This window comes from Pseudomonas sp. NPDC087612, assembly GCF_044743505.1.
GTDB lineage: Bacteria > Pseudomonadota > Gammaproteobacteria > Pseudomonadales > Pseudomonadaceae > Aquipseudomonas.
The window spans coordinates 65,765-92,021 of sequence record NZ_JBIUWO010000010.1 but is presented as its reverse complement, the minus strand read 5'-3'; the positions used below and the strand labels follow the sequence as shown (position 1 = coordinate 92,021).

The window sequence follows — 26,257 nt, the reverse complement described above, 5'->3', positions numbered from 1 at the left end:
ACCCCACATGTCGGTACATGAGGCGGCTGCGGCCGCGAGCGAAACCCCGGAACAAAAACGCAAACGCCTGCGCAAGGTCGCCGCCGCGACCATCTTCGGCTCGATGCTGGAGTGGTACGACTTCTACCTGTACGCGACCATGGCGGCGATCGTCTTCTCGAAGATCTTCTTCGACCCGAGCAACCCGGCGGTGGCGTCGCTGCTGGCGTTCTCCACCTTCGCCATCGGCTTTATCGCCCGCCCCTTCGGCGGCGTGCTGTTCGGCTACCTGGGCGACCGCTTCGGGCGCAAGCAGGTACTGGTCATCACCTTCTGCATGATGGGCGTGTGCACCACCCTGATCGGCCTGATCCCCAGCTACGCCTCGATCGGTATCTGGGCGCCGATCATCCTCGTACTGGTACGCATCATCCAGGGCCTGGGTGCCGGTGCGGAGTTGTCTGGCGCGGCGGTGACCTCTTATGAACACGCCAGCGAAGGCAAGCGCGGCAGCCAGGGCGCCTGGCCGGCGCTGGGCCTGAACCTGGGCCTGCTGCTGTCGTCGCTGACCGTCTACCTGCTGACCATGAACGGCAACGAGTTCCTGCTCGCTGGCGGCTGGCGCATCCCGTTCATCTGCAGCATCGTGCTGGTCGGCGTCGGCCTGTGGGTGCGTAAAAGCATCCCGGAAACCCCGGACTTCAAAGAGCTCGACAAAACCCCGGCCAAGGACCAGGTTTCGCCGCTCAAGCTGCTGTTTCGCAACGACCTCAAGGGCCTGGCCGTGGTGTTCTTCGTGGCCATCGGCTACAACGCCCTGAGCTACATCTTCAAGACCTTCTCGCTGGCCTATCTGACCCAGTACAAAGGCGTCGAAGCCCATGTCACCTCGCTGTCGGTGACCATCGCCAGCCTGGTGGCGATTATCGCCGTGCCGTTCTTCGGCTGGCTGTGCGACAAATGGAGCAGCAAGACCGTGCTGATGCTTGGCGGGCTGTTCTCGGTGCTGTTCGCCTACCCGTTCCTGAGCCTGCTCAACACCGGCGAGCCGATGATGATCTACCTGGCGATTGCCATCGGTACCGGCATCCTCGCACCGATGATGTTTGCCCCGCAGGGCTCGTTCCTCAGCCGCCAGTTCCCGACCCAGACCCGCTCTTCGGGCTTTGGCACCGGGCGCGAGATCGGCACCGCCGTGGCCGGCGGCCTGGCACCGCTGGGCGGCCTGGCGCTGGTGGCCAACTCGGCGACCCACTCCACCGACGGCGTGGCGCTGATTCTGGTGGTGGCGGCGGTGTTCGTGGTGGTGTTTGCCCTGTGTGACCAGGGCCGCAAGCATTCCAGCTTCAAGAACTGACACCCCGGGTCCCACAGGGTCAGCGCGATCCCTGTGGGAGTTGGCGTTGCCGACGATGAGCTGCACAGCAGCCCCGACTTCACGATTTGAACAATTTTCCCTGCTGCCGTTAGTCGCAAGCCCCCGGATGGATTAAAGTATCAGCCCCCGCCCGGGCGCTTTTACGCCGCACGCCCTGGCTTTTTTCCAGGAACCGTCAACGATGGAACACCGTGAGGCGCTGATCGCGCTGCGCACCTTTCTTTCAACCCAGATCCTGGGCCAGGAAAAACTCGTCGAGCGCTTGCTCATCGTGCTCCTCGCCGACGGCCACATGCTGGTCGAAGGCGCCCCGGGCCTGGCCAAGACCAAGGCCATCAAGGAACTGGCCGAAGGCGTCGAAGCCGAGTTCCATCGTATCCAGTTCACCCCCGACCTGCTCCCGGCCGACATCACCGGCACCGAGATCTATCGCCCGGAAACCGGCAGCTTCGTGTTCCAGCAGGGGCCGATCTTCCACAACCTGGTATTGGCCGACGAAATCAACCGCGCCCCGGCCAAGGTTCAGTCGGCGCTGCTCGAGGCCATGGCCGAACGCCAGGTCAGTGTCGGGCGCAGTACCTACGAGCTGTCGCCGCTGTTCCTGGTGATGGCCACGCAGAACCCGATCGAGCAGGAAGGCACCTACCCGCTGCCCGAAGCCCAGCTCGACCGCTTCCTCATGCACGTCAAGATTGGTTTTCCCGATGCCGCCGTCGAACGGCGCATCCTCCAGCAGGCCCGGGGCGAGGCGCTCAACGGCGAGACCAAGCCGGAACGACGGGTCAGCCAGCAGGCGATCTTTGCCGCCCGCAAAGAAATCCTCGGTCTGTACATGGCCGACGCGGTAGAGGAATACCTGGTGCAACTGGTGATGGCCACCCGCACCCCGGCCAAGTTCGACCTGGAGCTGGCCGACTGGATCGCCTACGGCGCCAGCCCGCGCGGCTCGATTGCCCTCGACCGCTGCGCGCGGGCTCATGCCTGGCTGGCCGGACGCGACTTCGTAAGCCCTGAAGACATCCAGGCGGTGCTGTTCGACGTACTGCGCCACCGCATCATTCTTTCCTTCGAGGCCGAGGCCGCCGGGATTGACCAGGACCGGGTGATCCAGCGCATCCTCGACGTCGTCGCCGTCGCCTGAACCCATGCCCAATCGCCTGCTGGCCGCGCCCGGAATCCGCATCAGCCTCGCCGAGCTGATCGAGATGCGCCATCGCGTGCGCGAAGTGCAGTTGTTCTCCCGGCCCGGCCAGCGCAGCCCGCTGGTCGGCCTGCACCACTCGAAACTGCGCGGACGCGGGGTCGACTTCGATCAGGTGCGGGTGTACCAGGCAGGCGACGATGTGCGCAACATCGACTGGCGGGTGACCGCGCGCACCCAGGAGCCGCATACCAAGCTGTTCCATGAGGAGCGGGAGCGGCCGATCTTCATCCTCGTCGAACAAAGCCAGCGTCTGTTCTTCGGTTCCGGGCTGATGTTCAAGTCGGTGCTCGCCGCCCAGGCCGCCGCCCTGATCGGCTGGGCTGCGCTGGGCCACAACGACCGCATTGGCGGCCTGGTGTTCGGCGACAACGAGCACTACGAAATCAAGCCACGGCGCAGCAAGCAGAGCCTGTTGCAGTTGCTCAACCGCCTGGCACGGGTCAACCAGTCGCTGCACACCGAAGCCGTGCCCCAGGCCGACAGCCTCGGTATCGCCCTGCGCCGCGCCCGCGAAGTGCTGCGCCCGGGCAGCCTGGCAATCATCATCTGCGACGAGCGGGCGCTGACGCCTGCGGTCGAGCAGCAATTGAGCCTGCTTTCGCGTCATTGCGACCTGCTGCTGTTGCCGCTGTCCGACCCGCTCGACCATGCCCTGCCGGCCGCCGGCCTGCTGCGCTTTGCCCAGCACGGTGCGCAACTGGAGCTCGACACCCTCGACCCGACCCTGCGCAAGAGCTACCGCCAGCAAAGCGAGGCGCGCATCGAACGCTGGGAGCTGCTGGCGCAAAAGCTGCGGGTGGTGCTGATGCCGCTGAGCACCCAGAGCGAGATGATCGAGCAACTGCGCGAGTACCTTAACGCGCAACGACCGGGGAAAACCTCGTGAACCCGCTCGATCAATTGCAGCCGCTGCTGGCCCCGGCGCCAATCGGCTGGTGGCCGCTGGCGCCGGGCTGGTGGGCGCTGCTGTTGCTGCTGCCGCTACTGGCTTGGGGCCTGTGGCGCCTGCGCCATTGGCGCCCGGGTAAAAAGCCCATCGTGCGCGCCGAACTGCCTCTGGACCCGGTACGCATCGAGGCCCTGGCCGAACTCGCGCGCCTGCCCAAACCCTACGACGGTGCCCCGGCCGGGGCCTGGCTGCAGCAGATCAACGCGCTGCTCAAGCGCCTGTGCCGCAACCATTACCCGGGCAGCCACAGCCATACCCTCAACGGCCGCCAATGGCTGGCGTTTCTTGATAACCGCTGCCCGGCCGCCGGCCTGACCCGCTGGATGGTACTGGTCGAAGGCGCCTACAAGCCCGAATGCAAACTCGACGACAAAGCCATCAACGGCCTCAACCAGTCGGTCGAAACCTGGATCCGCAAACATGTTTGAACTGGCCTGGCCGTGGATCTTCGTACTGCTGCCGCTGCCCTGGCTGGCGCGCCTGCTGCTGCCGGCCGCCGACAGCGGCGAACCGGTGCTCAAGGTCAGTTTCCTCGATGAACTCGAAGGCCTGGCCGGGCGCCGCGCGCGCCTGAACCTGCCGACCTGGCGCCAGCAGGCGCCGTTCGTGCTGGTCTGGCTGTTGCTGCTGTTTGCCGCCGCCCGCCCGCAGTGGCTGGGCGAACCGCTGCCGGTGGCCGCCAGTGGCCGCGACCTGCTGGTGGCGGTGGATGTTTCCGGCTCCATGGACTTTCCCGACATGCAGTGGCAAGGCGACGACGTCAGCCGCCTGACCCTGGTCAAGGCCCTGCTCGGCGACTTTCTCGAAGAGCGCCAGGGCGATCGCGTCGGCCTGATCCTGTTCGGTAGCCAGGCCTACCTGCAGGCACCGCTGACTTTCGACCGGCGCACCGTACGCACCTTCCTCGACGAAGCGCAGATCGGCATCGCCGGCAAGAACACTGCCATTGGCGATGCCATCGGCCTGGCGCTCAAGCGCCTGCGTCAGCGCCCGGCGCAGAGCCGGGTGCTGGTGCTGGTCACCGACGGCGCCAACAACGGCGGGCAGATCCACCCGCTGACCGCCGCGCGCCTGGCCGCCCAGGAAAACGTGCGCATCTACACCATCGGCATTGGTGCCGACCCGGAGCAGACCGGCACCGCCGGCTTGCTGGGCATCAACCCGAGCCTGGACCTGGACGAAGCCTCGCTCAAGGAAATCGCCGAACTGACCGGCGGCAGCTACTTCCGCGCCCACGACGGCGAAGAACTGCAAGCCATCGGCGACGCCCTCGACCGCCTGGAGCCTGTGGCCCAGCAGCCGACCCAGGCGCGCACCGCCGAGCCGCTGTACAGCTGGCCGCTGGCCCTGGCGTTGGTGCTCAGCGTGCTGCTGGTGGTCGAACAGCAATGGCCCGACAACCTGTTGCAGCGCCTGCTGCGCCGCCCACGCTTCCTGCAGCCGCACCCGGAATGGCGCCAGCGCCTGCAACGGCTGCGCTTGAGGAGGCGGCGATGAACGAACTGTGGCCGCAATGGCTACGCCCGCTGTGGCTGGTCGTCCTGCCGCTGCTGGCCTGGTTGCTGTGGAAGCTCTGGCATCGGCAAAAACGCGCCGGGCGCTGGCAGATGATCCTGCCCGCGGCCTTCCATGCCGTGCTGCTCGGTGGCGGCAACGGTCGCGACAGCAAACTGCCGTGGATCGCGTTGGGCCTGGCCTGGCTGATCACCGTGCTGGCCCTGGTGGGCCCAAGCTGGCAGCGCCTGGAGGACACCCGCCAGCGCCCGGCCGACCCGCTGGTGGTGCTGCTTGAGCTGACCCCGCAGATGCTCGCCGACGACGCCGCGCCAAACCGCCTGGAACAGGCCCGACGCAAGATCCTCGACCTGCTCGAGCACCGCCGCGACAGCCAGACCGCGATCATCGTCTACGCCGGCAGCGCCCACACCCTGGTGCCGCTGTCCGACGACCTGGCCACCAGCCGCAACCTGCTCGAAGCCCTGGACCCGGCGATCATGCCGCAAGCCGGCCAGCGCGCGGATCTTGCCGTGCGCAAGGGCCTGGCCCTGCTCGCCCAGGCAGGCATCGGCCAGGGCCGGCTGCTGTTGATCGGCTCATCGCTCGATGCCCAGGAGCGCCAGGGCATCGTCCAGGCGCTTGGCCGCCAGGGCCCGAGCCTGCTGATGCTTGGCGTCGGCAGCGCCGAGGGGGCGCCGGTCAGGCAGGCCAACGGCGAGTTCCTCAAGGACGATCAGGGCGGCATCCTCTTGCCGCGCCTGGACAGCGCCAGCCTCAAGGCCTTTATCAACAGCACCGGCGGGCGTTATCGCAGCGCCCGCATCGACGACCTCGACCTGCGCGGCCTGCGCCTGTTCGACAACCCGCGTAGCCTGCGAGACGATGGCCAGACCGTGCAGCTCGACAGCTGGGCCGACCAGGGCTACTGGCTGTTGCTGCCACTGTTGCTGCTGGCCGCCTGCGCCGGCCGCCGTGGCTGGCTGTTCTGCCTGCCGTTGCTGCTGGCCCTGCCGCAACCAAGCTACGCCTTCGAGTTCAACGACCTGTGGCTGCGCCCCGACCAGCAAGGCCAGCGCCTGCTTGAGCAGCAGCGCCCGGCCGAAGCTGCGCAGCACTTCGAAGACCCGCAATGGAAAGGCCTGGCCTTGTATGAGGCCGGCGACTACAACGGCGCCGCGCGCCAGTTCGCCCAGGGCAACCGCGCCGCCGACCATTACAATCGCGGCAACGCCCTGGCCCGCAGCGGTGAACTGGAAGCCGCAGTGGATGCCTACGAGCAGGCTCTGGAGCGCCAGCCGGAACTGCAACCGGCGCTGGCCAACAAGGCCCTGGTCGAGCAATTGCTGCAACAACGCCAGGCCGAACAGACGCCTGAGCAGCCGCCCGAAGACAACCAGCAAAGCGACCCCAACAGCAGCAGCGACGCTGCCAGCAGCTCGCAGAACGCCCAGGACCAGGCCGCAGCAAAACCACCGCAAGAGGCCGATGAAGCGGGCAAACCTGCAGACAACGCCAACGAGCAGGCACAAAACCAGGCCAGCGGCGCGAACGACGAAGACACCACCCGCCCGCCCCAGCGCCCGACCGACAGCAGCCTTGATGCCGAACAGCGCCAGGCCCTGGAACAATGGCTGCGACAGATTCCGGACAACCCGGCCGAGCTGTTGCGGCGTAAATTCTGGTATGAACAGCAACAACATCAGGAAACCCATCGATGAGTCGCGTCTGCGTCCTGGTCTTCAGCCTCTTTATCGCCCTGCAGGTGCAGGCGGCGGCGCTGCTCGCCAGTGTCGACCGCACCCGCCTGAATGCCGGCGAAACCCTTGAGCTGACCCTCGAGACCCAGGATGTCACCCAATTCGGCAAGCCCGACCTGACGCCGCTCGCTGCCAGCTTCGAAGTGCGTGGCACCCGCCAGGTCAACAGCCTCAACAGCCTCGACGAGAACAGCGCCAACACCCGCTGGATCATCACCCTGTTGCCACGCCAGAGCGGCAGCATGGAAATTCCCGCCCTGCAGCTGGGCGAGGTGCGCAGCCAGCCGATCAGCCTGCAGATCCAGGCCAACGAGGTCAGCAGCGAAAACCACGGGCCGGTGTTCATCGACGCCAGCCTCGACCAGCCCGAGGTTTACGTCCAGGCCCAGGCGGTGCTGACCCTGAGCATCTATCACTCGGTGCCGCTGTACGACGACAGCAGCCTCAGCCCGCTGCAGCTGGACAACGCCAGGGTCGAGCCGCTGGGTGAGTCGCGCACCTTCGAAAAAGTCATCGACGGTGTGCGCCACGGCGTGATCGAGATGCGCTATGCAATTTACCCGCAGCAAAGCGGCGACCTGAAAATCCCGGCCCTGACCTTCAGCGCCACCGCCGCGCAGAACGACGCCGAGCAGGAACTCAACACCCCGCGCGCCGGCAAGCAGGTGCAGGTCAGCTCGACGCCGCTGGTGTTGACGGTCGACCCGATCCCGGCCGATTACCCAGCCGATACACCGTGGCTGCCGGCCAACAGCCTGACCCTGGAAGAACACTGGAGCCCGGACCCGGCCCAGCAACAGACGCAAATCGGCGACTCGCTGACCCGCACCGTGATCCTCCAGGTCGAGGGTTTGTCCAGCGCCCAGTTGCCACCACTGCCCGGCACCGAAGTGAGCGGCCTGCGCCGCTACCCGGACCAGCCGCAACTGCGCAACCAGGTCAATGACCGCGGCCTGCTCGGGGTGCGTGAAGAGCGCGAAGCGCTGGTACCGACCCACGCCGGCAGGCTGGAACTGCCGAGCCAGGAAGTGGTCTGGTGGAACACCCGCGAAGATCATCTGGAGCGCAGCAATCTGCCGGCGCGCAGCCTGCAGATCGAGGACAACCCGGCGCTGAGTGCCGACAAGCCGGCCAGCGTCGACCCGGTCACGGTGCACACCTACCTGCTCTGGCCCTGGCAACTGAGTACCCTGGTGCTGGCCCTGACCACCCTGCTGGGCTTCGCCCTGTGGTGGCGGGCGCGCTCGCAACCGGCGGTGCTGCGCGCGGCGCAAAGCGGGCCGAGCCCGCGCACCCTGCTTGATGACCTCAAGCGCGCGTGCCAGGCCAACGACCCTCAAGCAACGCGCCAGGCCCTGGATGCCTGGGCGCGCCAGCAACCGGAAACCCTGGCCGAGATGGCCGCGCGTTTCGTGCCGCTGTCCGATGCCCTCGATGGCCTCAACGGCGCGCTGTACAGCGAAAGCGGGCAGTATTGGCAAGGCGAAGAATTATGGCGGGCCATCGGTACCATCCCGGCCGCCGAGCAGGTCCAGCCTGCACAAAGCGAGAACGGCAGCTTGCCGCCGCTGTACCCCAAATAACCTCAAGGCGTGACGCCCCGGGCGCCACGCCGGCACACTGCGGAACCCTTCATGCGTCTGTTTCACACCTCCGACTGGCACCTGGGTCAAACCCTGCACGGCCAGGAACGCGACTTCGAACACGCCTGCTTTCTCGAGTGGCTGCTCGGCCAGCTCAAGCTGCGCCAGCCCGATGCCCTGCTGATTGCCGGCGACATCTTCGACACCGTCAACCCGCCGGTCAAAGCCCAGGAGCGGCTCTACGACTTCATCGTCCAGGCCCACGAACAGCAGCCCAAACTGACCATCGTGATGATCGCCGGCAACCATGACTCCGGTTCGCGCATCGAGTTGCCGGCGCCGCTGATGCGCAGCTTGCGCACCCACGCCCTGGGCCGTGTGCAGTGGCTGGATGAAGGCGAGCTGGACAGCGAGCGCCTGCTGATCCCACTGACCAACGCCAAAGGCAAGGTCGCCGCCTGGTGCCTGGCGCTGCCGTTTTTACGCCCGGCAGAAGTCACCGGTGCCCACCTGGGCGATGACTACCTGCGCGGCATCGCCCAGGTTCACGAAAAACTCATCGCCGCCGCCCTGCAACGGCGCAAAAACGGCCAGGCACTGATAGCCGTGAGCCATGCACACATGGCCGGCGGCTCGATCTCGGAAGACTCCGAACGCAGCCTGATCATCGGCAACGCCGAAGCCTTGCCGGCGCGGCTGTTCGCCCCGCAGATCTGCTACGTCGCCCTCGGCCACCTGCACAAACCGCAGAAGGTCAACCGCGAAGAGCGCATCCGCTACAGCGGCTCGCCGATCCCGCTGTCGTTCTCGGAAATCGGCTATCAGCATCAGGTCCTGGAAATCGAACTGGACGGCGCCAAGCTTGCCAGCGTCGAATCGCGCCTGGTGCCGCGCGCCGTGCACCTGCAACGCCTGGGCCCGGCGCCGCTGGCCGAGGTGCTGGAGCAACTGGCCGAGCTGCCGGTGGTCGACCTGCTCGACGACCCACAGCGCCAACCCTGGCTGGAGATCCGCGTACGCCTGGACGAACCCCTGCCCGACCTGCGCGCGCAACTTGAAAGCGCCCTGCACGGCAAGGCGGTACGCCTGGTGCGCATCGCCGCCGAATATGCCGGCAACGGCCGCAGCGCAGACGACAGCAGCGCCGACCTGCTGGAACTCGGCCAACTGACCCCGCACGAGCTGTTCAGCCGCGCCTGGGAGCAGGCCTACGGCAACGCCGTCGATGAACAGACCCTGGCCGACTTTGCCCTGTTGCTGCAGGACGTCCAGCAGGAGCAAGAACAGCCATGAAGATTCTCGCCATCCGCCTGAAGAACCTGGCCTCCCTGGAAGGCCCGATCGAGATCGACTTCAGCGCCGAGCCGCTGGCCAGCGCCGGCCTGTTCGCCATTACCGGACCTACCGGCGCCGGTAAGAGCACCCTGCTCGACGCCCTGTGCCTGGCGCTGTTCGGCGCGGTGCCGCGGTTGAGCAACATCGGCCGCGAAACCAAGTTGCCGGAAGTTGACAGCGACATCCTCACCAGCGACCCGCGCACCCTGCTGCGTCGGGGTTCGGGCAGCGGCTTTGCCGAGGTGGATTTCGTCGGCATCGACAGTCGTCGCTACCGCGCCCGCTGGGAAACCAACCGCGCCCGCGACAAGGCCAACGGCAAGCTGCAAGGCAGCCGCCAGAGCCTGCATGACCTGGACAGCGAGCAACTGCTGAGCAACCAGAGCAAGGCCGAATACAAGCAACTGATCGAGTCGCGCCTGGGACTTAATTTCGAGCAGTTCACCCGTGCCGTGATGCTCGCCCAGAGCGAGTTCAGCGCCTTCCTCAAGGCCGATGACAAAGAGCGCAGCGAGCTGCTGGAAAAGCTCACCAACACGGCGATCTACAGCCAGTTGGGGCGCCGCGCCTATAGCAAGAGCAAAGAAGCCGAAGAGGCGCACAAAGCCCTGCAGGACCAGGCCAGCGGCGTGCTGCCCATGGCCGCCGAGGCTCGCGCCGAACTGGACCTGCACTACACCCAAGCGCTCGACGGGTTCAAGGCCGAACAGGCGCAACTGCGCCTGCTCGAACAGCAACGCAGCTGGCTCAGCGAGCTGCTGCAACTGCAAGAGCAAGTGCAGGCCGCCAGCGCGCAACTACACAGTGCCCAACACCACCACGACAGCCTGCACGGTGAGCGGCTGAAGCTTGCGCGCCTGGAACAGCTGGCGCCGCAGCGTCACCAGTTCTCCCGCCAGCAGGCGCTCAATGCCCAGCTCAGCCCGCTGGCCACGAATATCGCCGCGCAGCGCCAGCAACATGAGCAGTTGCATAGCCGTCAGCAGCAGCTGCAGGACGAACAGGCCAAGGCCCGCGAAGCCCTGGGCCTGGCCCTGGCGCAACAAAGCGACAGCGCACCTGCGCTACGCCAGGCCTTTGCCGAGCAAAACACCCTGACCCGTTTGCAGCAGGAGCTGACCAACAGCACAGCGCTCAAGCAGCAGGCCGAACAGGCCAGTGCCGAAGGCCAGCAACAGCTGCTGAGCCTCAATGAGCAGCAACGCCTGAGCGAACAACGCTTGCAGCAGATCGGCGCGCAGCTTGAGCAAAGCGTGGCGCTGGCTGGCTTGAGCGAAGCCTGGAATGCCTATCGCCACCGCCTGCAGCAACTGATGCAACTGGGCAACCGCCTCAACCAGGGCCGTGCCGAACTGCCGGGCCTGCAGCAACGCGCCAGCGAGGCCCACGCCCAGCTTGAAACGCAACGCGCCGCCCTGGCCCTGCTCTACCGCGAAGCCGAGGCCGAACCCGAGGCACTGGCCGAACAGATCGGCCTGCTTGGCGAGCTGTTGCAGAAAAACCGCCAGCAGCAACGCCAGGTCGAAGAACTGAGCCGGCTGTGGAGCAACCAGCAAGAGCTCGAACAGCGCCTGCAAGCCCTGCGCGAACGCCAGCAAGCTGCCCTGCAACAACGCGAACAGCTGATCAGCGAAGGCCTCAATGGCAAAAACCAGCTGACCGCCGCCGAACAGGCGCTGAACGTTACTCGCCAGTTGCTCGAACGCCAGCGCCTGGCCCGCAGCCAGAGCGTCGAAGAACTGCGCGCGCAATTGCAGGACGACCAGCCCTGTCCGGTCTGCGGTAGCCAGGAACACCCTTACCATCAGCCCGAAGCCCTGCTGCAAAGCCTCGGCCGCCACGACCAGAACGAAGAAGCCAATGCCCAGCAGGTGGTCGACGGGCTGAAGAAGCAACTCGATGAGCTGCGCACGCAACTGGGCGGGGTCAACGGCCAGATCAAGGAGTACCTGCACCAGCAGGAGCAACTGGGCAGCCAGCAACAGGCGCTGCTGCCCAGCCTCCAAGCGCACCCGCTGTACCCGTCGCTGGCCGCTCAGGACGCAAGCCAGCGCAGCACCTGGCTGGACCTGCAGGCGCGCAACCTGAACCACGACATCGGTCGTGACGAGCAGCGCCAGAACGCCCTGCTGACCCTGCAAAAAGACGCCAGCCGCCTGCAACAGCAGCTGCAGGCAGCCCAAGAAGCCAGCCAACAGGCCAGCCAGCACCTGAGCCAGCAGCAAACAGCGCTGGCCAGTGACGAAGAACGCCTGGAACAGGAACTGGGCAGCTTCGCCAGCCTGTTGCCCGCTGACATCCTCAACGACCTGCGCCAGGAGCCGGCCGCCGCCTTCATGCGCCTGGACCAGCAACTGGCCCTGCGCCTGGACCTTTTGCAACGGCAAAAGGACGAACAGCAGGAACATGCCGAGCGCCAGCAGAGCCTGGACAAAGCCCAGCTGCAGCAACAGGCGCGGGTACAAAAACACGAAGAGCTGCAACAGCAGTGCACTGAGCTGGAACACCAGCATCAAAGCAGCCGCGACAGCCTCACCGCCCTGCTCGGCGAACAGGCCAGCGCCGAACACTGGCAGCAGCATCTGGAACAGGCCGTGGAGCACGCACGCCAGGCTGAAACCCAGGCACTGCAACAACTGCAGCAAACCCAGGCGCAACTGATCGAACTGGCCGCCGAGCTCAAGGCCAAAGACGAACGCCTGAGCAACCTGGAACAGGAACACAACGAGGTTCGCACGCAGATCGAACAATGGCGCCAGGGCCACCCGGAGCTGGACGACAGTGGCCTGGAGCAATTGTTGGCACTGGACGACAACGCCGTAGCGCAGCTGCGTCAGGGTCTGCAGGACGCCGAAAAAGCCATCGAACAGGCCCGCACCCTGCTGCAGGAGCGCCAGCAGCGCCTGGACCAGCATCAGACCCAGGGCAACGCCGAGCTCACCCGCGAAGCCCTGGAGCAGGTAATCGACAGCCTGCAGCTACAGCTGGCGGCCAGCGAACAGACCTGCGCCGAACTGCGTGCCGCCCAGGCTGAAGACCAGCGCCGGCAACTGGCGCACCAGGCCCTGGCCGAACGGATCGCCAGCGCCTACGGCGAATGGCAGCGCTGGGCGCGGCTCAACGCCCTGATAGGCTCGGCCACCGGTGACACCTTCCGCAAGATCGCCCAGGGCTACAACCTCGACCTGCTGGTGCACCACGCCAACGCCCAGTTGCGTCAGCTGGCCCGGCGCTACCGGCTCAAGCGCGGTGGCAGCCTGCTCGGTTTGCTGGTGCTGGACACGGAAATGGGCGACGAGCTGCGCTCGGTGCATTCGCTGTCGGGCGGTGAAACCTTCCTGGTCTCGCTGGCCCTGGCCCTGGGCCTGGCATCGATGGCCTCGAGCACCTTGCGCATCGAGTCGCTGTTCATCGACGAGGGCTTCGGCAGCCTCGACCCGGAGTCGCTGCAACTGGCCATGGACGCCCTCGACGGCCTGCAGGCCCAGGGCCGCAAGGTCGCGGTGATCTCCCACGTACAGGAGATGCACGAGCGTATCCCGGTGCAGATCCAGGTGCGTCGCCAGGGCAATGGCCTGAGCACGGTGGAGGTCAGCGGATGATCCTCTACTCGTTCCGCCGCTGCCCGTGGGCCATGCGTGCGCGCCTGGCGCTGCGCTATGCCGAGTGTCCGGTAGAAATTCGCGAAGTCAGCCTCAAGGCCAAACCTGCCGAGCTTCTGGCACTGTCGCCCAAGGGCACGGTACCGGTGTTGAGTGCAGGTAGCCTGGTGCTGGAGGAAAGCCTGGAGATCATGCGCTGGGCCCTCGCCCGGCATGATCCGCAAGACTGGCTACTGGCGGCCGACCCGCAGGCGGCGCAGGCCGCCGAGGCGCTGATCGAGCGCAATGATCGCCAGTTCAAGGTGCAGGTCAATCTGTACAAGTACGCTGAACGCTACCCACAGCACTCACGTGAGGAGTACCGGGCACAGGCTGAACCCTGGCTGGCCGAGCTGAATGAGCGACTGGCGCACCAGGGCTACCTGTTCGCTGACCATCCAAGCCTGGCGGATGCGGCGTTACTGCCATTGATGCGCCAGTTCGCCGGGGTCGAGCCTGAATGGTTTGCCCAGGCGCCCTACCCGCATCTGCAGGCGTGGCTGCAGGGTTGGCTGGCGTCGGCATTGTTCAAGGCGATCATGGCGCGTTGAACCCATCGCTGGCAAGCCAGCTCCCACAGGGGCCTGGGCATGCACGGCCATGGTGGGAGCTGGCTTGCCAGCGATGAGGCCAGAAGCTACAGCGCCAGAATCGGCGAAGAATAGAGGAACAGCAACACCGCCAGAATTCGCCATTTCATGTGTTATCCCATGACGTCAATAAATTAGCGTCAAATTCAATCACATGGCGATGTGCCATTGCCAGAAAAAACTACCGGCTCAGTGCTGCGATTTGTGGTCCAGCGCAGCGTAGAAGTTGGCGCTTTGTTGCAGGTACTTCTGGGTGTAGCTCTGAGTCGATGATTTGCGCTCGCTGAGCTCGACATGGGCGTTGGCCGGCAGGACCACCGAAGCAGAAATGGCGGAAGCGGCGATGACCGGGAAAAGGTTGAAGTTCATGGCGCTGACCCTCGAAGTCTGTGGTTTGAAGTGGCCGTCTGGGGCCGTGGTTCAAACTTACGCCGCTGGCGCGGCGCACAGAAATTCATTGCAGCAGTAGCAAACATCAAGGCAATTGATAGTCAGTTGACGAACTTCAGGTCCGAGGGCGCATCCTGGGCCAGCTTCTGCACGGTTTCACCGAGCAAGCCACTGCGCGGATCACGGCGGATCACCACGATCTGGTTACTCTTCTGATTGGCCACCAGCAGGAACTTGCCGCCAGGGTCGAGGGTGAATTCCCGTGGATGATCACCTTCGACACTGCGCCGCTGCACCTGCATCAGCTTGCCGGTCTTGTCATCGACGGCAAACACCAGCAGCTCGTTGGCCGTACCGCGGTTGCTGACATACAGAAAGCGCCCGTCAGCCGACAGGTGCAAGGCCCCCGCCGCGCGGGCCGAGGCATCACCCTGTTCGGTCAAGGGCAGGCGCTGCAGCTCCAGCAGCTTGCCGTCCTGGTAATCGAACGCCACCACTTGCGCGCTCATTTCCAGGGTCAGGTAGGCATGTTTGCCTTCGCGGTCAAACAGCAAATGGCGCGGCCCGCTGCCCGGCGGCAGGCTTACCGGCTCGACCGCGCTCAGGGGCTGGGTGGGGCTGGCACCGTCGTAACGGTAGACAAACACCTTGTCGGCGCCAAGATCACTGGCGAACACGTACTTGCCGTCGTCCGAGGACACCACCGAATGCACGTGCGGCCCGGTCTGGCGCTCCGGATTGACGCCGCTGGGCTTGTGCCGGTCTTGCTGCACCGAGGCCTGCAAGTGGCCGTTGCGGTCTACCGGCAACACACTGAGGCTGCCGCCCGGGGCGGGCAACACGCCGTAGTTGGCGACGAACAGGTAGCGCTGGTCATGGCTGAGGCTGGAATGGGTCGGCTCGTCGCCCAGGCTGGGCACCTGGTTCAGGGCCTTGAGGCTGCCGTCCTTGCCGATGGCAAAACTGCTGACCTGACCGTTGCCGGCGCCATTCTCGTTGACCGCGAACAGCAGGCGCTTGTCGACCGAGAGGGTCAGCCAGGACGGGTTTTCACTGTTGAGCACCTGCAGCGGCGTGGGGTCGATCTGGCCGCTGTCGCTGTTGAAGCGGTAACGGTAGATGCCCTCGCTGCTGCCTGCGGTGTAGCTGCCGACCAGCAGCTCATGGGCCTGGGCGGTGAACATCAGGCTCATGCTACTGGCGATCAGCAGGTTCTTCAGCAGGCGCGTCATCGTCATCCTCTTCGCGGGCACTAAAGGCACTCATACAGACTAGCCGATGCTCGCCGGTGTCGGCCGTGATCAGCCAGTCGGTACCTTCGAGCCGGGCGGCGCCGATCTGCTCGGCGGAGAACGCGTATTTTTTCAAGGCGCGGCCGTCCATCAACTCGATGCGCAGGCCGGTTTCGTCGAAGCTGAAGTCAAAGGCGTGCAGGCCGTCGACCAGGAGCATGTTGCAGGATTCGAGGGCTTGGGAGAGGGTTGTCATTGCAGGGATATCACTGGCGGGAAACCCCCATGATACCTGAAAGCATCGCGGGTCAAGTCGGATCGCCGCACCGCCGCTCCCACAGCCAGGGTGGGAGCGGCGGTGCGACGACTCGACTTGACCCGCGATTATCACCAGCAATCAATGGGCGAAAATCGAACCGCCCTGCTTGCCCGCCATTTTTTCCGGCTTGATCAGGAACCGCGCCAGTGCCGGCAGCAGCCACAACGCGCCGAACATGTTCCACAGCAGCATGAAGGTCAGCATCAGGCCCATGTCGGCCTGGAACTTGATCGCCGAGAAGATCCAGGTGCACACGCCGATGGCCAGGCACAGGCCGGTGAACAGCACCGCCTTGCCGGTGGACTTGAGGGTCTGGTAGTAGGCTTCCTGCAGCGGCAGCCCGGCACGCAGGAAACTCTCCAGGCGGCTGTAGATGTAGATGCCGTAGTCCACGCCGATACCCACGCCCAGCGCCACCACCGGCAGGGTCGCGACCTTGACGCCGATGCCCATGAAGGCCATCAGGGCGTTGCCCAGCACCGAGGTCAGCACCAGCGGCAGGACAATGCACAAGGTTGCGGCAAACGAGCGGAAGGTGATCATGCACATCACCGCCACGCAGATGTACACCAGGATCAGGATGGTCAGCTCGGCCGACTTGATCACCTCGTTGGTGGCCGCCTCGATACCGGCGTTACCCGCCGCCAGGAGGAACTCCAGGCCTTCCTTGTTGTGGGTGTCGGCAAATTCCTGCACCGCCTTGACCGCGCGGTCGAGGGTCTCGGCCTTGTGGTCGTTGAGGAAGATCAGCACCGGCGCCAGCGAGCAGTCGGCGTTGTACAGGCCGTCGGCTCGGGAGATCGAGCTGTTGAGCACGTCCGGGTTGCGCGACAGGCTTTCCCATTTCAGGTTGCCCTCGTTCATGCCCTTGATCATCTGCTTGGACACGGTCACCAGGGAGATCGCCGATTGCACCCCCGGGGTGTTCTCCATCTTCCACATCAGCTCGTCGATCGGCGCCATGGTCGAGTGCACCGAGCAGCCTTCGGTCGGGGTCTTGACCATGACCACCAGCACGTCGGAGCTGGTCGAGTAGTTGTTGATGATGAAGGCGTTGTCCTGGTTGTAGCGCGAGTCCGGACGCAGCTCCGGCGCGCCCTGGTCGAGGTCGCCGATCTTCAGGTTCTGGCTGTACCAGAGGCCGCCACCGAAGGCCAGCAAGGCCAGGACGATGGACACCGGCGCGACCTTGGCGCTGGCAAAATTCGACAGCAGGCGCCAGAACGGATGCTCGCGGGTGGCGTCCTTCTTGCTGCGCTCGATGGCCTTCTTGCTGATGCCGACATAAGAGATGGCGACCGGCAGCAGGATCAGGTTGGTAAAGACGATTACCGCCACACCGATCGAGGCACCGATGGCCAGCTCGCGGATCACGCCGATGTCGATGATCAACAGGGTGATGAAGCCCACGGCGTCGGCCAGGATGGCGATCATCCCCGGCAGGAACAGCTGGCGGAAGGTGCGCCGGGCCGCGGTCAGGGCGTTGTCGGCATCACTGGACTGCAAGGCGATGCCGTTGATCTTTTGCACCCCGTGAGAGATGCCGATGGCGAAGATCAGGAACGGCACCAGCATCGAGTACGGGTCGAGGCCGAAGCCCACCGCATGCATCAGGCCCAATTGCCAGACCACCGCCACCAGGGTGGTGATCAGCACGGCGATGGTGCTGCGGATACACCAGGTGAACCAGTACAGCAGCACCCAGGTGATCACCAGGGCGATGCCGAAGAACATCGCCACCATCATCAGGCCGTCGATCAGGTCACCGACCTTCTTGGCGAAGCCGACGATGTGCACCTTCACGTTGGGGTTCTGGGCCTGGAACTTGTCGCGGATCTTCTCTTCGAGCTGATGGGAGAATTGCTGGTAGTCGAGCTTGATCAGCCTGCCCTGGTCCTGCGGGTCGGGGTAGGACTCCAGCAGCGGGATGTCGATGATGCTCGACTTGAAGTTGTTGGCCACCAGGCGCCCGACCTGCCCGGACTTGAGCACGTTGTTGCGCAACTGGTCGAGGCTGTCGGCCGAACCGTCGTAGGTCTGCGGGATCACCTCGCCGCCGGCGAAGCCCTCTTCGGTCACTTCGGTCCAGCGCACGCTGGGGCTCCACAGCGACTTCAACCCCGAGCGGTCGACGCCGGGAATGTAGAACACCTCGTCATGCACCTGACGCAGGGTTTCCATGTAGTCCTTGCTGAAGATGTCGCCGTCGGTGGCCTCCACCGAGATGCGCACGGTGTTGCCGAGGTTGGCCAGGTCGTTGCGGTGTTCGAGCATCTTCTCGATGAACGGATGCTCGAGCGGGATCATTTTTTCGAAGCTGGTGGACGGACGAATCTGCGTGGCCTGCCAGAACAGGAACACGCTGACCAGCAGGCAGATGAGGATCACCACCGGGCGGTTATTGAAGATCAGGCGCTCAAGCAAGGTCGCCTTGTCCTGATGGTGTTGCTGCTGGTTCATGTTGAACTGCTCCTGACGGGTCATGGCTGCACTCCTTCGGCGCCCTGGGCCGAAGCCAGGTGCACGCCACCCTGGCCCACCAGCACCAGGCGCCCTTCATTCAGCCCGCTGACGCCGGCCAGGGCAATGCGATCGGCCCGGTTGAACACGCTGAAGCTCTGACCGTCGTCGCTGCTGCGCAGCACGCTGCCGCCATTGCCCACGAGTACCAGGCTGCCATCATCGAGAAGCGTAGCGCTTGCCAGACCAAATTCGAGGTTGCCGCGCGCGGCTTTCAATTTGATCTGTTGCCAGGTGTCGCCAAAATCGCTGGAACGGTAGAGGTTGCCGCGCAAGCCGTAGGCCAGCAAAGTGCGTGGCTGGGCGGTGCCGGTGACGCCGAACAGCGAGCCTTCATAAGGGCCTTCGAGCTTTTCCCAGGTCTGGCCGTCGTCGCTGGAGCGGAACATGCTGCCCTGCTCGCCAACGATGAACAGGCCGGTGTCTTTTACCTCGGCGATGCCGTTGAGGTGGAACTGGTCATCGTTATGCAGCCGATCGCCGACATCGTTCCAGTGCTTGCCACCGTCGGTGGTTTCCAGCAATGCGCCATAGGCGCCCACGGCGATGCCGTGCTGGGTGTCCTTGAACCAGACATCGAGCAGCGGCGCTTCACGCGCCAGGTCTTCGAATTGTTTGCTCCAGGTGGCGCCGCCGTCGGTGCTGGCGAGGATCTGCGCATCGTGGCCGACCGCCCAGCCGTGCTGGTCGTCGACAAAATAGACAGCGGTGAGCAGTTGCCGGGTCGGCACCTTGGCCTGGGTCCAGGACTTGCCCTGGTCATCGGAAAACAGGATATGGCCGCGATCACCCACGGCGACCAGGCGTGCGCCGGCCTTGGTGACGTCCAGCAGCAAGCTTTTTACCGCCTTGGACGATTGGGTGGAGTAGTCATCGGTTTGCGCGGCTGCGGCTTCGGCCGTATTGGCCCACAGCCCGATTGCCAAGACCAGCAAGCCGCTGGCGGCCAATGCCCAAGGGCGATTGCCGGCTTTACGCGCAGCAGCGCCGAGACCCGCCATGACAGGCTCAGTCATAGATCTATCCCCCGTTTATTGTTATTTGGGTCAATCTATATGCAGGTACTGCAAAAACCGTGTTCCAGAGCCCCGCAATAGCTGAGAGCCATCCTATCGGGGTTTGCAAAGGGCTGACAACGAACGGGACGTTATCTTTTGTTAAGCGCAGGATTTGCGGGGAAGCAATCGCGGGTCAAGCCCGCTCCCACACTAAATGTGGGAGCGGGCTTGACCCGCGATGAGGCCATCAGGCCAGACTTTTGCTCACGACCTCATACACATCACTGGACAGCGAACCGCTAGCCAGAATCCGCTCCAGCTCACCTTTCATCAGCGCCTGACGCGCGCTGTCGTACTTGCGCCAGCGAGTCAGCGGCGCCAGTTGCCGCGAAGCGATCTGCGGATTGAGGGCGTTGAGTTCGATCACCAGGTCCGCCAGGAAGCGATAGCCCGAACCATCGCCGGCATGGAAGTTGACCAGGTTCTGCCCGGCGAAGGCACCGATCAGGGCGCGGACCTTGTTCGGGTTCTTCATGGTGAAGGCCGGGTGCTGCATCAGCGCCTTGACCCGCGCCAGGCCGCCCGGCAGGGTGCTGGCCGCCTGTACGCTGAACCATTGGTCCATGACCAGCGGGTTGTCCTTGAAGTGCTCGGCAAAGCTTTCCAGGGCCTTGGCCCGCTGCGTCTCGAACGGCGAGTTGACCAGCACGGCCAGGGCGGTGAGGCGCTCGGTCATGTTGTCACAGGCGTCAAACTGCTCCAGGGTTGCAGCCAGCACTTCGGGCCGGGCGCTGAGCATCAGGTACGAGAGCACGATGTTCTGCAGGCTGCGACGGGCAAAGTGCTCGGCTTCGGCAACGTACTCGGTGCCACGCGATAGCGCGCGGTTGGCCTGGTAGCGTGCGTTGAGGGCATCGAACAGCTGCTCGGCGATCTGCTTGCGGGCGAACTCGCGGGCGGCGTGGATGGCATCGACGTCAGCCACTTCGCTGATTTCGGTGAGGTAGGCTTCGCTGGGCAGCGAGAGCATCTCGGCGACCATGGCCTGGTCCAGTTGCTCGTTGGCCAGCACCGTACCCAACGCGGTCACCAGGCGCTGATCCAGCACTAGCTTGGCGCCCTGCTGGTGCTGGGCGATCAGTTCCTGCAGCACCTGTACCGACAGTTGCTGGCCGGCTTCCCAGCGATTGAAACCATCGCTGTCGTGCTGCATGAGGAACATCAGCTGGTCACGATCATACGGAAAGCTCAGCTTGACCGGGGCACTGAAGCCACGCAGCAAGGAGGGTAGCGGCTTGGCAGCGATGCCTTCGAAGGTGAAGGTCTGCTCGGCTTCGGTGACCGACAACACCCGCGAGGTGCCGTCTGCTGCCGCTTCACCTTGCAGGCGCAGGGCAATGTCGTTGCCCTGGGCATCGAGCAGGCCCAGCTCCACCGGGATCACGAATGGTTTTTTCTCGACCTTGTCCGGGGTGGCCGGGCAGCTCTGACGGAACGTCAGGCTGTAGGTCTGGGCAGCACTGTCGTAAGCCTCGCTGACTGCCAGGCGCGGCGTGCCGGCCTGGCTGTACCAACGCTTGAACTGGGTCAGGTCGACGCCGTTGGCATCTTCCATGGCCTTGATGAAGTCATCGCAGGTCACGGCCTGGCCGTCATGACGCTCGAAGTACAGGTCGCTGCCTTTACGGAAACCCTCGGCGCCCAGCAGGGTGCGGACCATGCGCACCACTTCCGAGCCCTTCTCGTACACGGTCAGGGTGTAAAAGTTGGAGATCTCGATGAAGCTGTCGGGGCGCACGGCGTGGACCATGGGCCCGGCGTCTTCGGCGAACTGGTGGGTGCGCAGGTAGGCGACGTCCTCGATACGCTTGACCGTGCGCGAGTTCATGTCGGCGCTGAACTCCGAGTCACGGAACACCGTGAAGCCTTCCTTGAGCGACAGCTGGAACCAGTCACGGCAGGTCACGCGGTTGCCCGACCAGTTGTGGAAGTATTCGTGGGCGACCACCGCCTCGACCCGCTGGTGCGCAGCGTCGGTGGCGGTTTCGGCGCGGGCCAGCACGCAGCTGGAGTTGAAGATGTTCAGGCCCTTGTTTTCCATGGCCCCCATGTTGAAGTCGTTGACCGCGACGATCATGAAGATGTCCAGGTCGTACTCGCGGCCATAGACTTCTTCGTCCCAGCGCATGGACTTCTTCAGGCTGGTCATGGCGTGCTGGCACTTGTCGATGTTTTCCGGCTCGACATAAATGCGCAGGGTCACGTCACGGCCCGACTGGCGGGTGAATTTGTCTTCGACGCACCACAGGTCACCGGCGACCAGGGCGAACAGGTAGGCCGGTTTCATGAACGGGTCTTCCCAGGTTGCCCAATGCCGGCCATCTTCCTGCGGGCCAGTACCGACCGGGTTGCCGTTGGACAGCAGCACCGGATAGCGATGCTGCTCGGCGATCACCGTGGTGGTGAACTTGCTCATCACGTCCGGGCGGTCGAGGTAGTAGGTGATCTTGCGAAAACCCTCGGCCTCGCACTGGGTGCAGAACATGCTGCCGGACTTGTACAGGCCTTCGAGGGCGGTGTTGCGCTCGGGGTGGATCTTCACGCTGGTGTCGAGGGTGAAGGTCGCAGCCTTGGGCTGTACGGTCAGGTGGCTGTCATCGAGCTGGTAGTCGCCGGCGGCCAGGGCCTGGTCGTCCAGGGCGACGCTGAGCAGCTCCAACTGCTGGCCGTCGAGCACCAGCGGCGGCAGGCCGGCACCACGGGCCGGATTGCGGCGCATGACCAGCTGCGCGTGGACCAGGCTGTGGTCCTCGAACAGTTCGAAGGTCAGGTGGGTCTCGTCGATCAGGTATTCGGGGGCCTGATAGTCCTTGAGGTAGATCACTTGCGGCTGTTCGGTACGCATGTGGCGGTCCTTTTTTACTGATGCACGGCGAGCTGGTACGCCGTGTATTTGCGAATATTGATCACGCCGGTGTCGAAGATCAGGTACTGGCCCTTGATGCCCAGCAGCGTGCCTTCAGCCACGGGGTTCTTGTCCAGGTTAAAGCTGACGATCTTGCTTGGGTAGGCCTCGACCGGGTAGCGGATTTCCAGCACTTCACCATCATTCAACGGCTGCACGGCCTGTAGGCCGAATCGTGCCTGCAGGGCAGTCAGGCCCTCGGCGCAGCTGTCGAACAGTTGATCGCGCACGGCAAGCAGGTCGACCGCCTCGGCATCGCCCTTGAGCAAGGCGCGCCAGTTGGTGCGGTCGGCCACCTGGCTGCGGAACAGGTCTTCGACCAGCCCCGACTGCTGGCGGGTGGCAACGCGCACGATCGGCAGCGCCTGGCTGGCGCCCTGGTCTAGCCAGCGGGTGGGCAACTGGGTCGCCCGGGTAATGCCGACCTTGATGCCTGAGGAGTTGGCCAGGTACACCACATGATCGGTCATGCAGAACTGCTCGCCCCACGAAGGTTCGCGGCAGGTGCCCTGATCGTAGTGGCATTTTTCCGGAGCCATGATGCACACGTCGCACTGCGCAAGCTTGGTCATGCACGGGTAGCAATAACCCTGGCTGAAGCTGGTCTTGGTCTTGCGCCCGCAGTGGCTGCAATGGATGGCACCGAGGTATTCCAGGCGCAGGGTCTTGCCGATCAAGGGGTTGACCGGCACTTCCTGCTCGCCCAGACGAAAAGCGTACTGCACCACCGGCGCATCGAGACGCGCCGACATTTTACTGATGGAGCCGCGGCCGAGTTCGATCAATGGATCGCATCCGACTTGAACAGGATGTTCGGCACCGGTGCCGACTTCGAGGCGCATTCCTGCGGGCCCATGTAACCGGTACGCTGTTCTTCCGGCAGGTTCTGCAGCTCCCAGGCGATCACCGCCTGCAGCGACAGCTCTTTCTGCTCGGTGGTGAGCTTGCGCCCGTCTGCCCATTTGCCCAGCTCTACCGCCAGTTTCAGGCTCTGGTAGATTTCCGGGGTGATGTTTTCAATCATTTGCGCAAAAGTGGACATAAGGTCTCCCAAAATCAAGCGGTCAGTTTACGCCGGGCCAGCGCCCCGCCCAAGAGCCCGCTGAGGCAACCGACCAACAGCCCGCCGACATGGGCGGCGTTGGCGATCTGGCCGAAGCCGAGCAGGCTGATCAAACCGGACAGGCACAGCAGCAGCCACACCAGCATCATCACCAGCACGCCGCGCGGCATGCGATACACCGGGTTGGGCGCCAGCCACTGGTACAGCCAGATGTGTCCGAGCAAACCGTAGAGCACCCCCGACAAGCCGCCGAACAGGCTCGGGCCGCCAAACAGGTACTGCGCCGCGTTGGACACCAGGCTGAACAGCAAGGTCAGGCCGAGCAGGTTCCATGGCCCCTGGCGCAGTTCGATGCGCCGGCCCAGTTCCCAGTACCAGAGGCCGTTCATGGCCAGGTGGAGGATGCCGAAATGCACCAGCATCGGCGTGAACAGGCGCCACCACTGGCCATCGGCAAGGCTGGCGGCCAAGGGGGTGAAGTACAGGTAGTCGCCCTGCACGCGAAAATCGAGGAAGGTCAGCCAGCTCAAGGTCGCGAAGTTGTCGCCAAGGCCAGTAAGGCCGGCGACGATCAGGCACAGCAGGAGGATCGCCGCCGTGGCCTTGCTGGCGCGCAACTGCTCGCCGATGCTCGGACGCGCCGGCGGCGCCAGGGCGGCATCGGCCGGCAGTTCGAACTCGGCATTGCCCTCGGGGAAACGCTGGTAAAGCTGGCGTACGTCTTCGGCGAGGTTCTCGGCCACCCACAACACCTGGTCACCGCCCTCCTCGCTGACCCGGTGCGGCACCTGCAGGCGCCGCAACAGGCCGACAAAGCCGCTGAGATCGGTACTCAACGGCATGCGTAATACCACCACTGCAGTCATTGGCTGGCCTCCGGCCGGTCGACATCAACCCAGACGAACTTGCGCGGGTCGATGCGGGTTTCAGCATCCAGGCGGTAAGCGACCAGTTTGCCGTACAGCACCGCACTGTAGTCCAGGCAGGCCAGGTTGGCGCGGATCGGCGCCGGCTTGCCGCTGCGCCAGTAATGGCCGACGAACAGCATCGGCTCGTCCTCGCTGTAGCGCAGCAAGGCGTTCTTCTGGCTGTGGCTGAGCGGCGCACTGGCCACCTGCTCGGGCAACGCATCGGGCTGGAAGACGATATCGCCGTAGGTCTGCGGGTCTTCTTCCCAGAACTTGGTGCGGAAAAACGCCCGGGTCAGGCCGTCGCCGCCAGTCAGGGTCAAACCGTCCGGCAGGCGCATGTCGGTGCCGCGCAACAGGCGGTTGCAGACTGTGGCGGCAAAGCTCTCAGGCACTGCCGAAGCCTGGATGAAATGCTCGTCGATGCGCCCGTCCGGGTACTGCTGGCGCAACGGGTCGATCAGCCGCGCATCCCAGCAGGCATGCACAACGCGAAAACGCCCGGCGTCGATGAACAACGGCAGTTCGTAGAACCACTCGAGAAAGTCATGCCAGTCGCCTGGATGCTGTTCGAACTGGGTCAAGGTTTCGTAGATCAGCCGGCCGTGGCGCGGGGTGTGCTCGCGCACGTAGTGCTTGCCGCTCTCGGGCAACGCCGGGGTGTTCCAGCCCAGGGCGTTGTACTCGTGGTTGCCCATGATGCAGTGGGCCTGGCCGGCCTCGACCATGTCATGGACGATGTGCAGCGCTTCGCGAATCCGCGGGCCACGGTCGATGATGTCGCCAAGGAACACGGCCTGGCGCGACGGATGCCGCCAGACGCCGCCCTGGCGCTTGTAGCCGAGGGCGTCGAGCAGGCGCTCGAGGGTGTGGGCACAGCCGTGCACGTCACCGATCAGGTCGAAACTGCGAGCGGGATCGAGCATCACTCGCCTCCACCACCCAGGCGGCTGCCCCAGCCGAGCTTGGTCCGGCATACCTCGTAGTAATTGTGATCCAGCGGATGGATCAGGCGCAGCTTCTGCGGCTTCTTGTTGACCGTGATGGTGTCGCCAGGCGCGCAGGTGAAATGGTTCTGGCCGTCGCAGGAAATCTGCGGGTAGATCTGCAGGTCCTTGGACACGACGATCTTCAGCTCACTGTTGCCGTCAACCACGATCGGCCGCCCCGACAGCGTGTGCGGGTACATCGGCACGATGACGATGGCGTCGAGCTTGGGGTGCATGATCGGCCCGCCCGCCGACAGCGCGTAGGCGGTCGAGCCGGTCGGCGTGGCGACGATCAGGCCGTCGGCCTTCTGGCTGCAGACGAACTGGCCATCGATGTAGATCTCGAACTCGATCATTCGCGTCGACTTGCCCGGGTGCAGCACCACATCGTTGAGGGCGTCGCCCTGGCCGATGGCTTCGGCGTGACGGCGCACTTCGGCCTGCAGCAGGAAGCGGTTTTCCACCAGGTAGTGGCCGTCGAGCACCTCGGCGACTTTGACCTCCAGCTCATCGGGGCGGATGTCGGTCAGAAAGCCCAGGCTGCCTCGGTTGATGCCCAGTACCGGAATGTTGTGCCGGGCCAGGGCGCGGGCGGCGCCGAGCAGGCTGCCGTCGCCACCGACGACAATCACCAGGTCGCAGACCTCGCCCAGCAGCTTGCGGGTCGAGGTTTGCAGGCCGTGGCCGGGCAGGACTTCGGCGATGGTGTCCTCGAGGATCACGTGCAGATGCCGCGCCAGCAGGAATTTTTTCAGTCGGCGAATGGTATCGAGCACCTGGGAGCTGCCCAGACGTCCGATGATACCGATATTGCGAAATTGCTCCATGGGGCTCCAGGGCTCTGCGGCGGGTAAAGAGGCGATGCTCGCCAAAGAGTTCGATTATGGGCGAAAGCGCCGGGCAGCGGCAAACGCCGGAGAAATTCAGCAAGCGCGCAGGCTGAGCGGCTATGCTCGCAGA

The 26,257-nt window shown here is 64.6% G+C and carries 21 protein-coding genes; 10 read left to right on the top strand and 11 right to left on the bottom strand.

What is annotated here, in order from left to right:
- The first annotated feature begins 7 nt into the window (after nt 1-7).
- From ACIOVF_RS20835 to ACIOVF_RS20790, 10 genes are all read left to right on the top strand, one after another.
- Nucleotides 8-1,336 (top strand): MFS transporter, encoded by a 1,329-nt coding sequence (locus ACIOVF_RS20835; protein ID WP_045195035.1) that lies wholly within the window; start codon nt 8-10, stop codon nt 1,334-1,336.
- Nucleotides 1,337-1,538: 202 nt separating this feature from the next.
- Nucleotides 1,539-2,498 carry a MoxR family ATPase gene (locus ACIOVF_RS20830; RefSeq protein WP_038994235.1) on the top strand — a complete coding sequence of 320 codons (960 nt, stop codon included), beginning with the start codon at nt 1,539-1,541 and terminating at the stop codon, nt 2,496-2,498.
- Between the two features lie 4 nt (nt 2,499-2,502).
- Nucleotides 2,503-3,447, top strand: coding sequence for a DUF58 domain-containing protein (locus tag ACIOVF_RS20825; protein WP_045195038.1), 945 nt, complete (start codon nt 2,503-2,505; stop codon nt 3,445-3,447).
- A complete protein-coding gene (locus tag ACIOVF_RS20820) occupies nt 3,444-3,938 on the top strand; it encodes a DUF4381 domain-containing protein (protein ID WP_045195039.1) in 495 nt (164 codons plus the stop codon). The genes ACIOVF_RS20825 and ACIOVF_RS20820 overlap by 4 nt, the downstream gene beginning before the upstream one ends.
- Complete coding sequence (locus tag ACIOVF_RS20815) at nt 3,931-5,007, top strand: VWA domain-containing protein (RefSeq protein WP_045195041.1); 1,077 nt, start codon at nt 3,931-3,933, stop codon at nt 5,005-5,007. The genes ACIOVF_RS20820 and ACIOVF_RS20815 overlap by 8 nt, the downstream gene beginning before the upstream one ends.
- On the top strand, nt 5,004-6,725 hold the full coding sequence (locus tag ACIOVF_RS20810) for a tetratricopeptide repeat protein (RefSeq protein ID WP_401292165.1): 1,722 nt from the start codon (nt 5,004-5,006) through the stop codon (nt 6,723-6,725). Before ACIOVF_RS20815 ends, ACIOVF_RS20810 begins: the two co-directional genes overlap by 4 nt.
- On the top strand, nt 6,722-8,347 hold the full coding sequence (locus ACIOVF_RS20805; RefSeq protein ID WP_045195045.1) for a BatD family protein: 1,626 nt from the start codon (nt 6,722-6,724) through the stop codon (nt 8,345-8,347). Before ACIOVF_RS20810 ends, ACIOVF_RS20805 begins: the two co-directional genes overlap by 4 nt.
- A 51-nt stretch (nt 8,348-8,398) precedes the next feature.
- Entirely contained in the window at nt 8,399-9,640 is a 1,242-nt protein-coding gene (locus tag ACIOVF_RS20800; protein WP_045195047.1) for an exonuclease SbcCD subunit D C-terminal domain-containing protein, read from the top strand.
- Entirely contained in the window at nt 9,637-13,284 is a 3,648-nt protein-coding gene (locus ACIOVF_RS20795) for an AAA family ATPase (protein WP_401292161.1), read from the top strand. Before ACIOVF_RS20800 ends, ACIOVF_RS20795 begins: the two co-directional genes overlap by 4 nt.
- A complete protein-coding gene (locus ACIOVF_RS20790) occupies nt 13,281-13,874 on the top strand; it encodes a glutathione S-transferase (RefSeq protein WP_401292158.1) in 594 nt (197 codons plus the stop codon). The genes ACIOVF_RS20795 and ACIOVF_RS20790 overlap by 4 nt, the downstream gene beginning before the upstream one ends.
- Nucleotides 13,875-14,102: 228 nt before the next feature.
- Here ACIOVF_RS20790 and ACIOVF_RS20785 read toward each other — a convergent pair whose 3' ends face one another.
- The 11 genes from ACIOVF_RS20785 to ACIOVF_RS20735 all read right to left on the bottom strand — a co-directional run bounded on the left by ACIOVF_RS20785 (nt 14,103) and on the right by ACIOVF_RS20735 (nt 26,124).
- Entirely contained in the window at nt 14,103-14,282 is a 180-nt protein-coding gene (locus tag ACIOVF_RS20785) for a hypothetical protein (RefSeq protein WP_010223291.1), read from the bottom strand.
- Nucleotides 14,283-14,404: 122 nt separating this feature from the next.
- Nucleotides 14,405-15,496 carry a lactonase family protein gene (locus tag ACIOVF_RS20780; RefSeq protein WP_401292366.1) on the bottom strand — a complete coding sequence of 364 codons (1,092 nt, stop codon included), beginning with the start codon at nt 15,494-15,496 and terminating at the stop codon, nt 14,405-14,407.
- 1 nt (nt 15,497) lies between these two features.
- Nucleotides 15,498-15,791, bottom strand: a complete 294-nt coding sequence (locus tag ACIOVF_RS20775) for a DUF5629 family protein (protein ID WP_045195056.1) — start codon at nt 15,789-15,791, stop codon at nt 15,498-15,500.
- 141 nt (nt 15,792-15,932) lie between these two features.
- Nucleotides 15,933-18,314 (bottom strand): RND family transporter, encoded by a 2,382-nt coding sequence (locus ACIOVF_RS20770; protein ID WP_195886034.1) that lies wholly within the window; start codon nt 18,312-18,314, stop codon nt 15,933-15,935.
- Between the two features lie 20 nt (nt 18,315-18,334).
- Nucleotides 18,335-19,390 carry a YCF48-related protein gene (locus ACIOVF_RS20765; protein WP_082075400.1) on the bottom strand — a complete coding sequence of 352 codons (1,056 nt, stop codon included), beginning with the start codon at nt 19,388-19,390 and terminating at the stop codon, nt 18,335-18,337.
- 229 nt (nt 19,391-19,619) lie between these two features.
- Nucleotides 19,620-22,277, bottom strand: coding sequence for an aminopeptidase N (pepN, locus tag ACIOVF_RS20760; protein WP_401292153.1), 2,658 nt, complete (start codon nt 22,275-22,277; stop codon nt 19,620-19,622).
- Between the two features lie 14 nt (nt 22,278-22,291).
- Complete coding sequence (locus ACIOVF_RS20755; RefSeq protein WP_045195062.1) at nt 22,292-23,122, bottom strand: DUF2797 domain-containing protein; 831 nt, start codon at nt 23,120-23,122, stop codon at nt 22,292-22,294.
- Nucleotides 23,119-23,379, bottom strand: coding sequence for a YeaC family protein (locus ACIOVF_RS20750; protein WP_045195064.1), 261 nt, complete (start codon nt 23,377-23,379; stop codon nt 23,119-23,121). Before ACIOVF_RS20750 ends, ACIOVF_RS20755 begins: the two co-directional genes overlap by 4 nt.
- Nucleotides 23,380-23,393: 14 nt before the next feature.
- Nucleotides 23,394-24,266, bottom strand: coding sequence for a rhomboid family intramembrane serine protease (locus ACIOVF_RS20745; RefSeq protein WP_045195066.1), 873 nt, complete (start codon nt 24,264-24,266; stop codon nt 23,394-23,396).
- A complete protein-coding gene (locus tag ACIOVF_RS20740; RefSeq protein ID WP_093380644.1) occupies nt 24,263-25,234 on the bottom strand; it encodes a metallophosphoesterase in 972 nt (323 codons plus the stop codon). Before ACIOVF_RS20740 ends, ACIOVF_RS20745 begins: the two co-directional genes overlap by 4 nt.
- Entirely contained in the window at nt 25,234-26,124 is an 891-nt protein-coding gene (locus tag ACIOVF_RS20735) for an NAD(+) kinase (protein ID WP_045195070.1), read from the bottom strand. The genes ACIOVF_RS20740 and ACIOVF_RS20735 overlap by 1 nt, the downstream gene beginning before the upstream one ends.
- Nucleotides 26,125-26,257 lie beyond the last annotated feature (133 nt).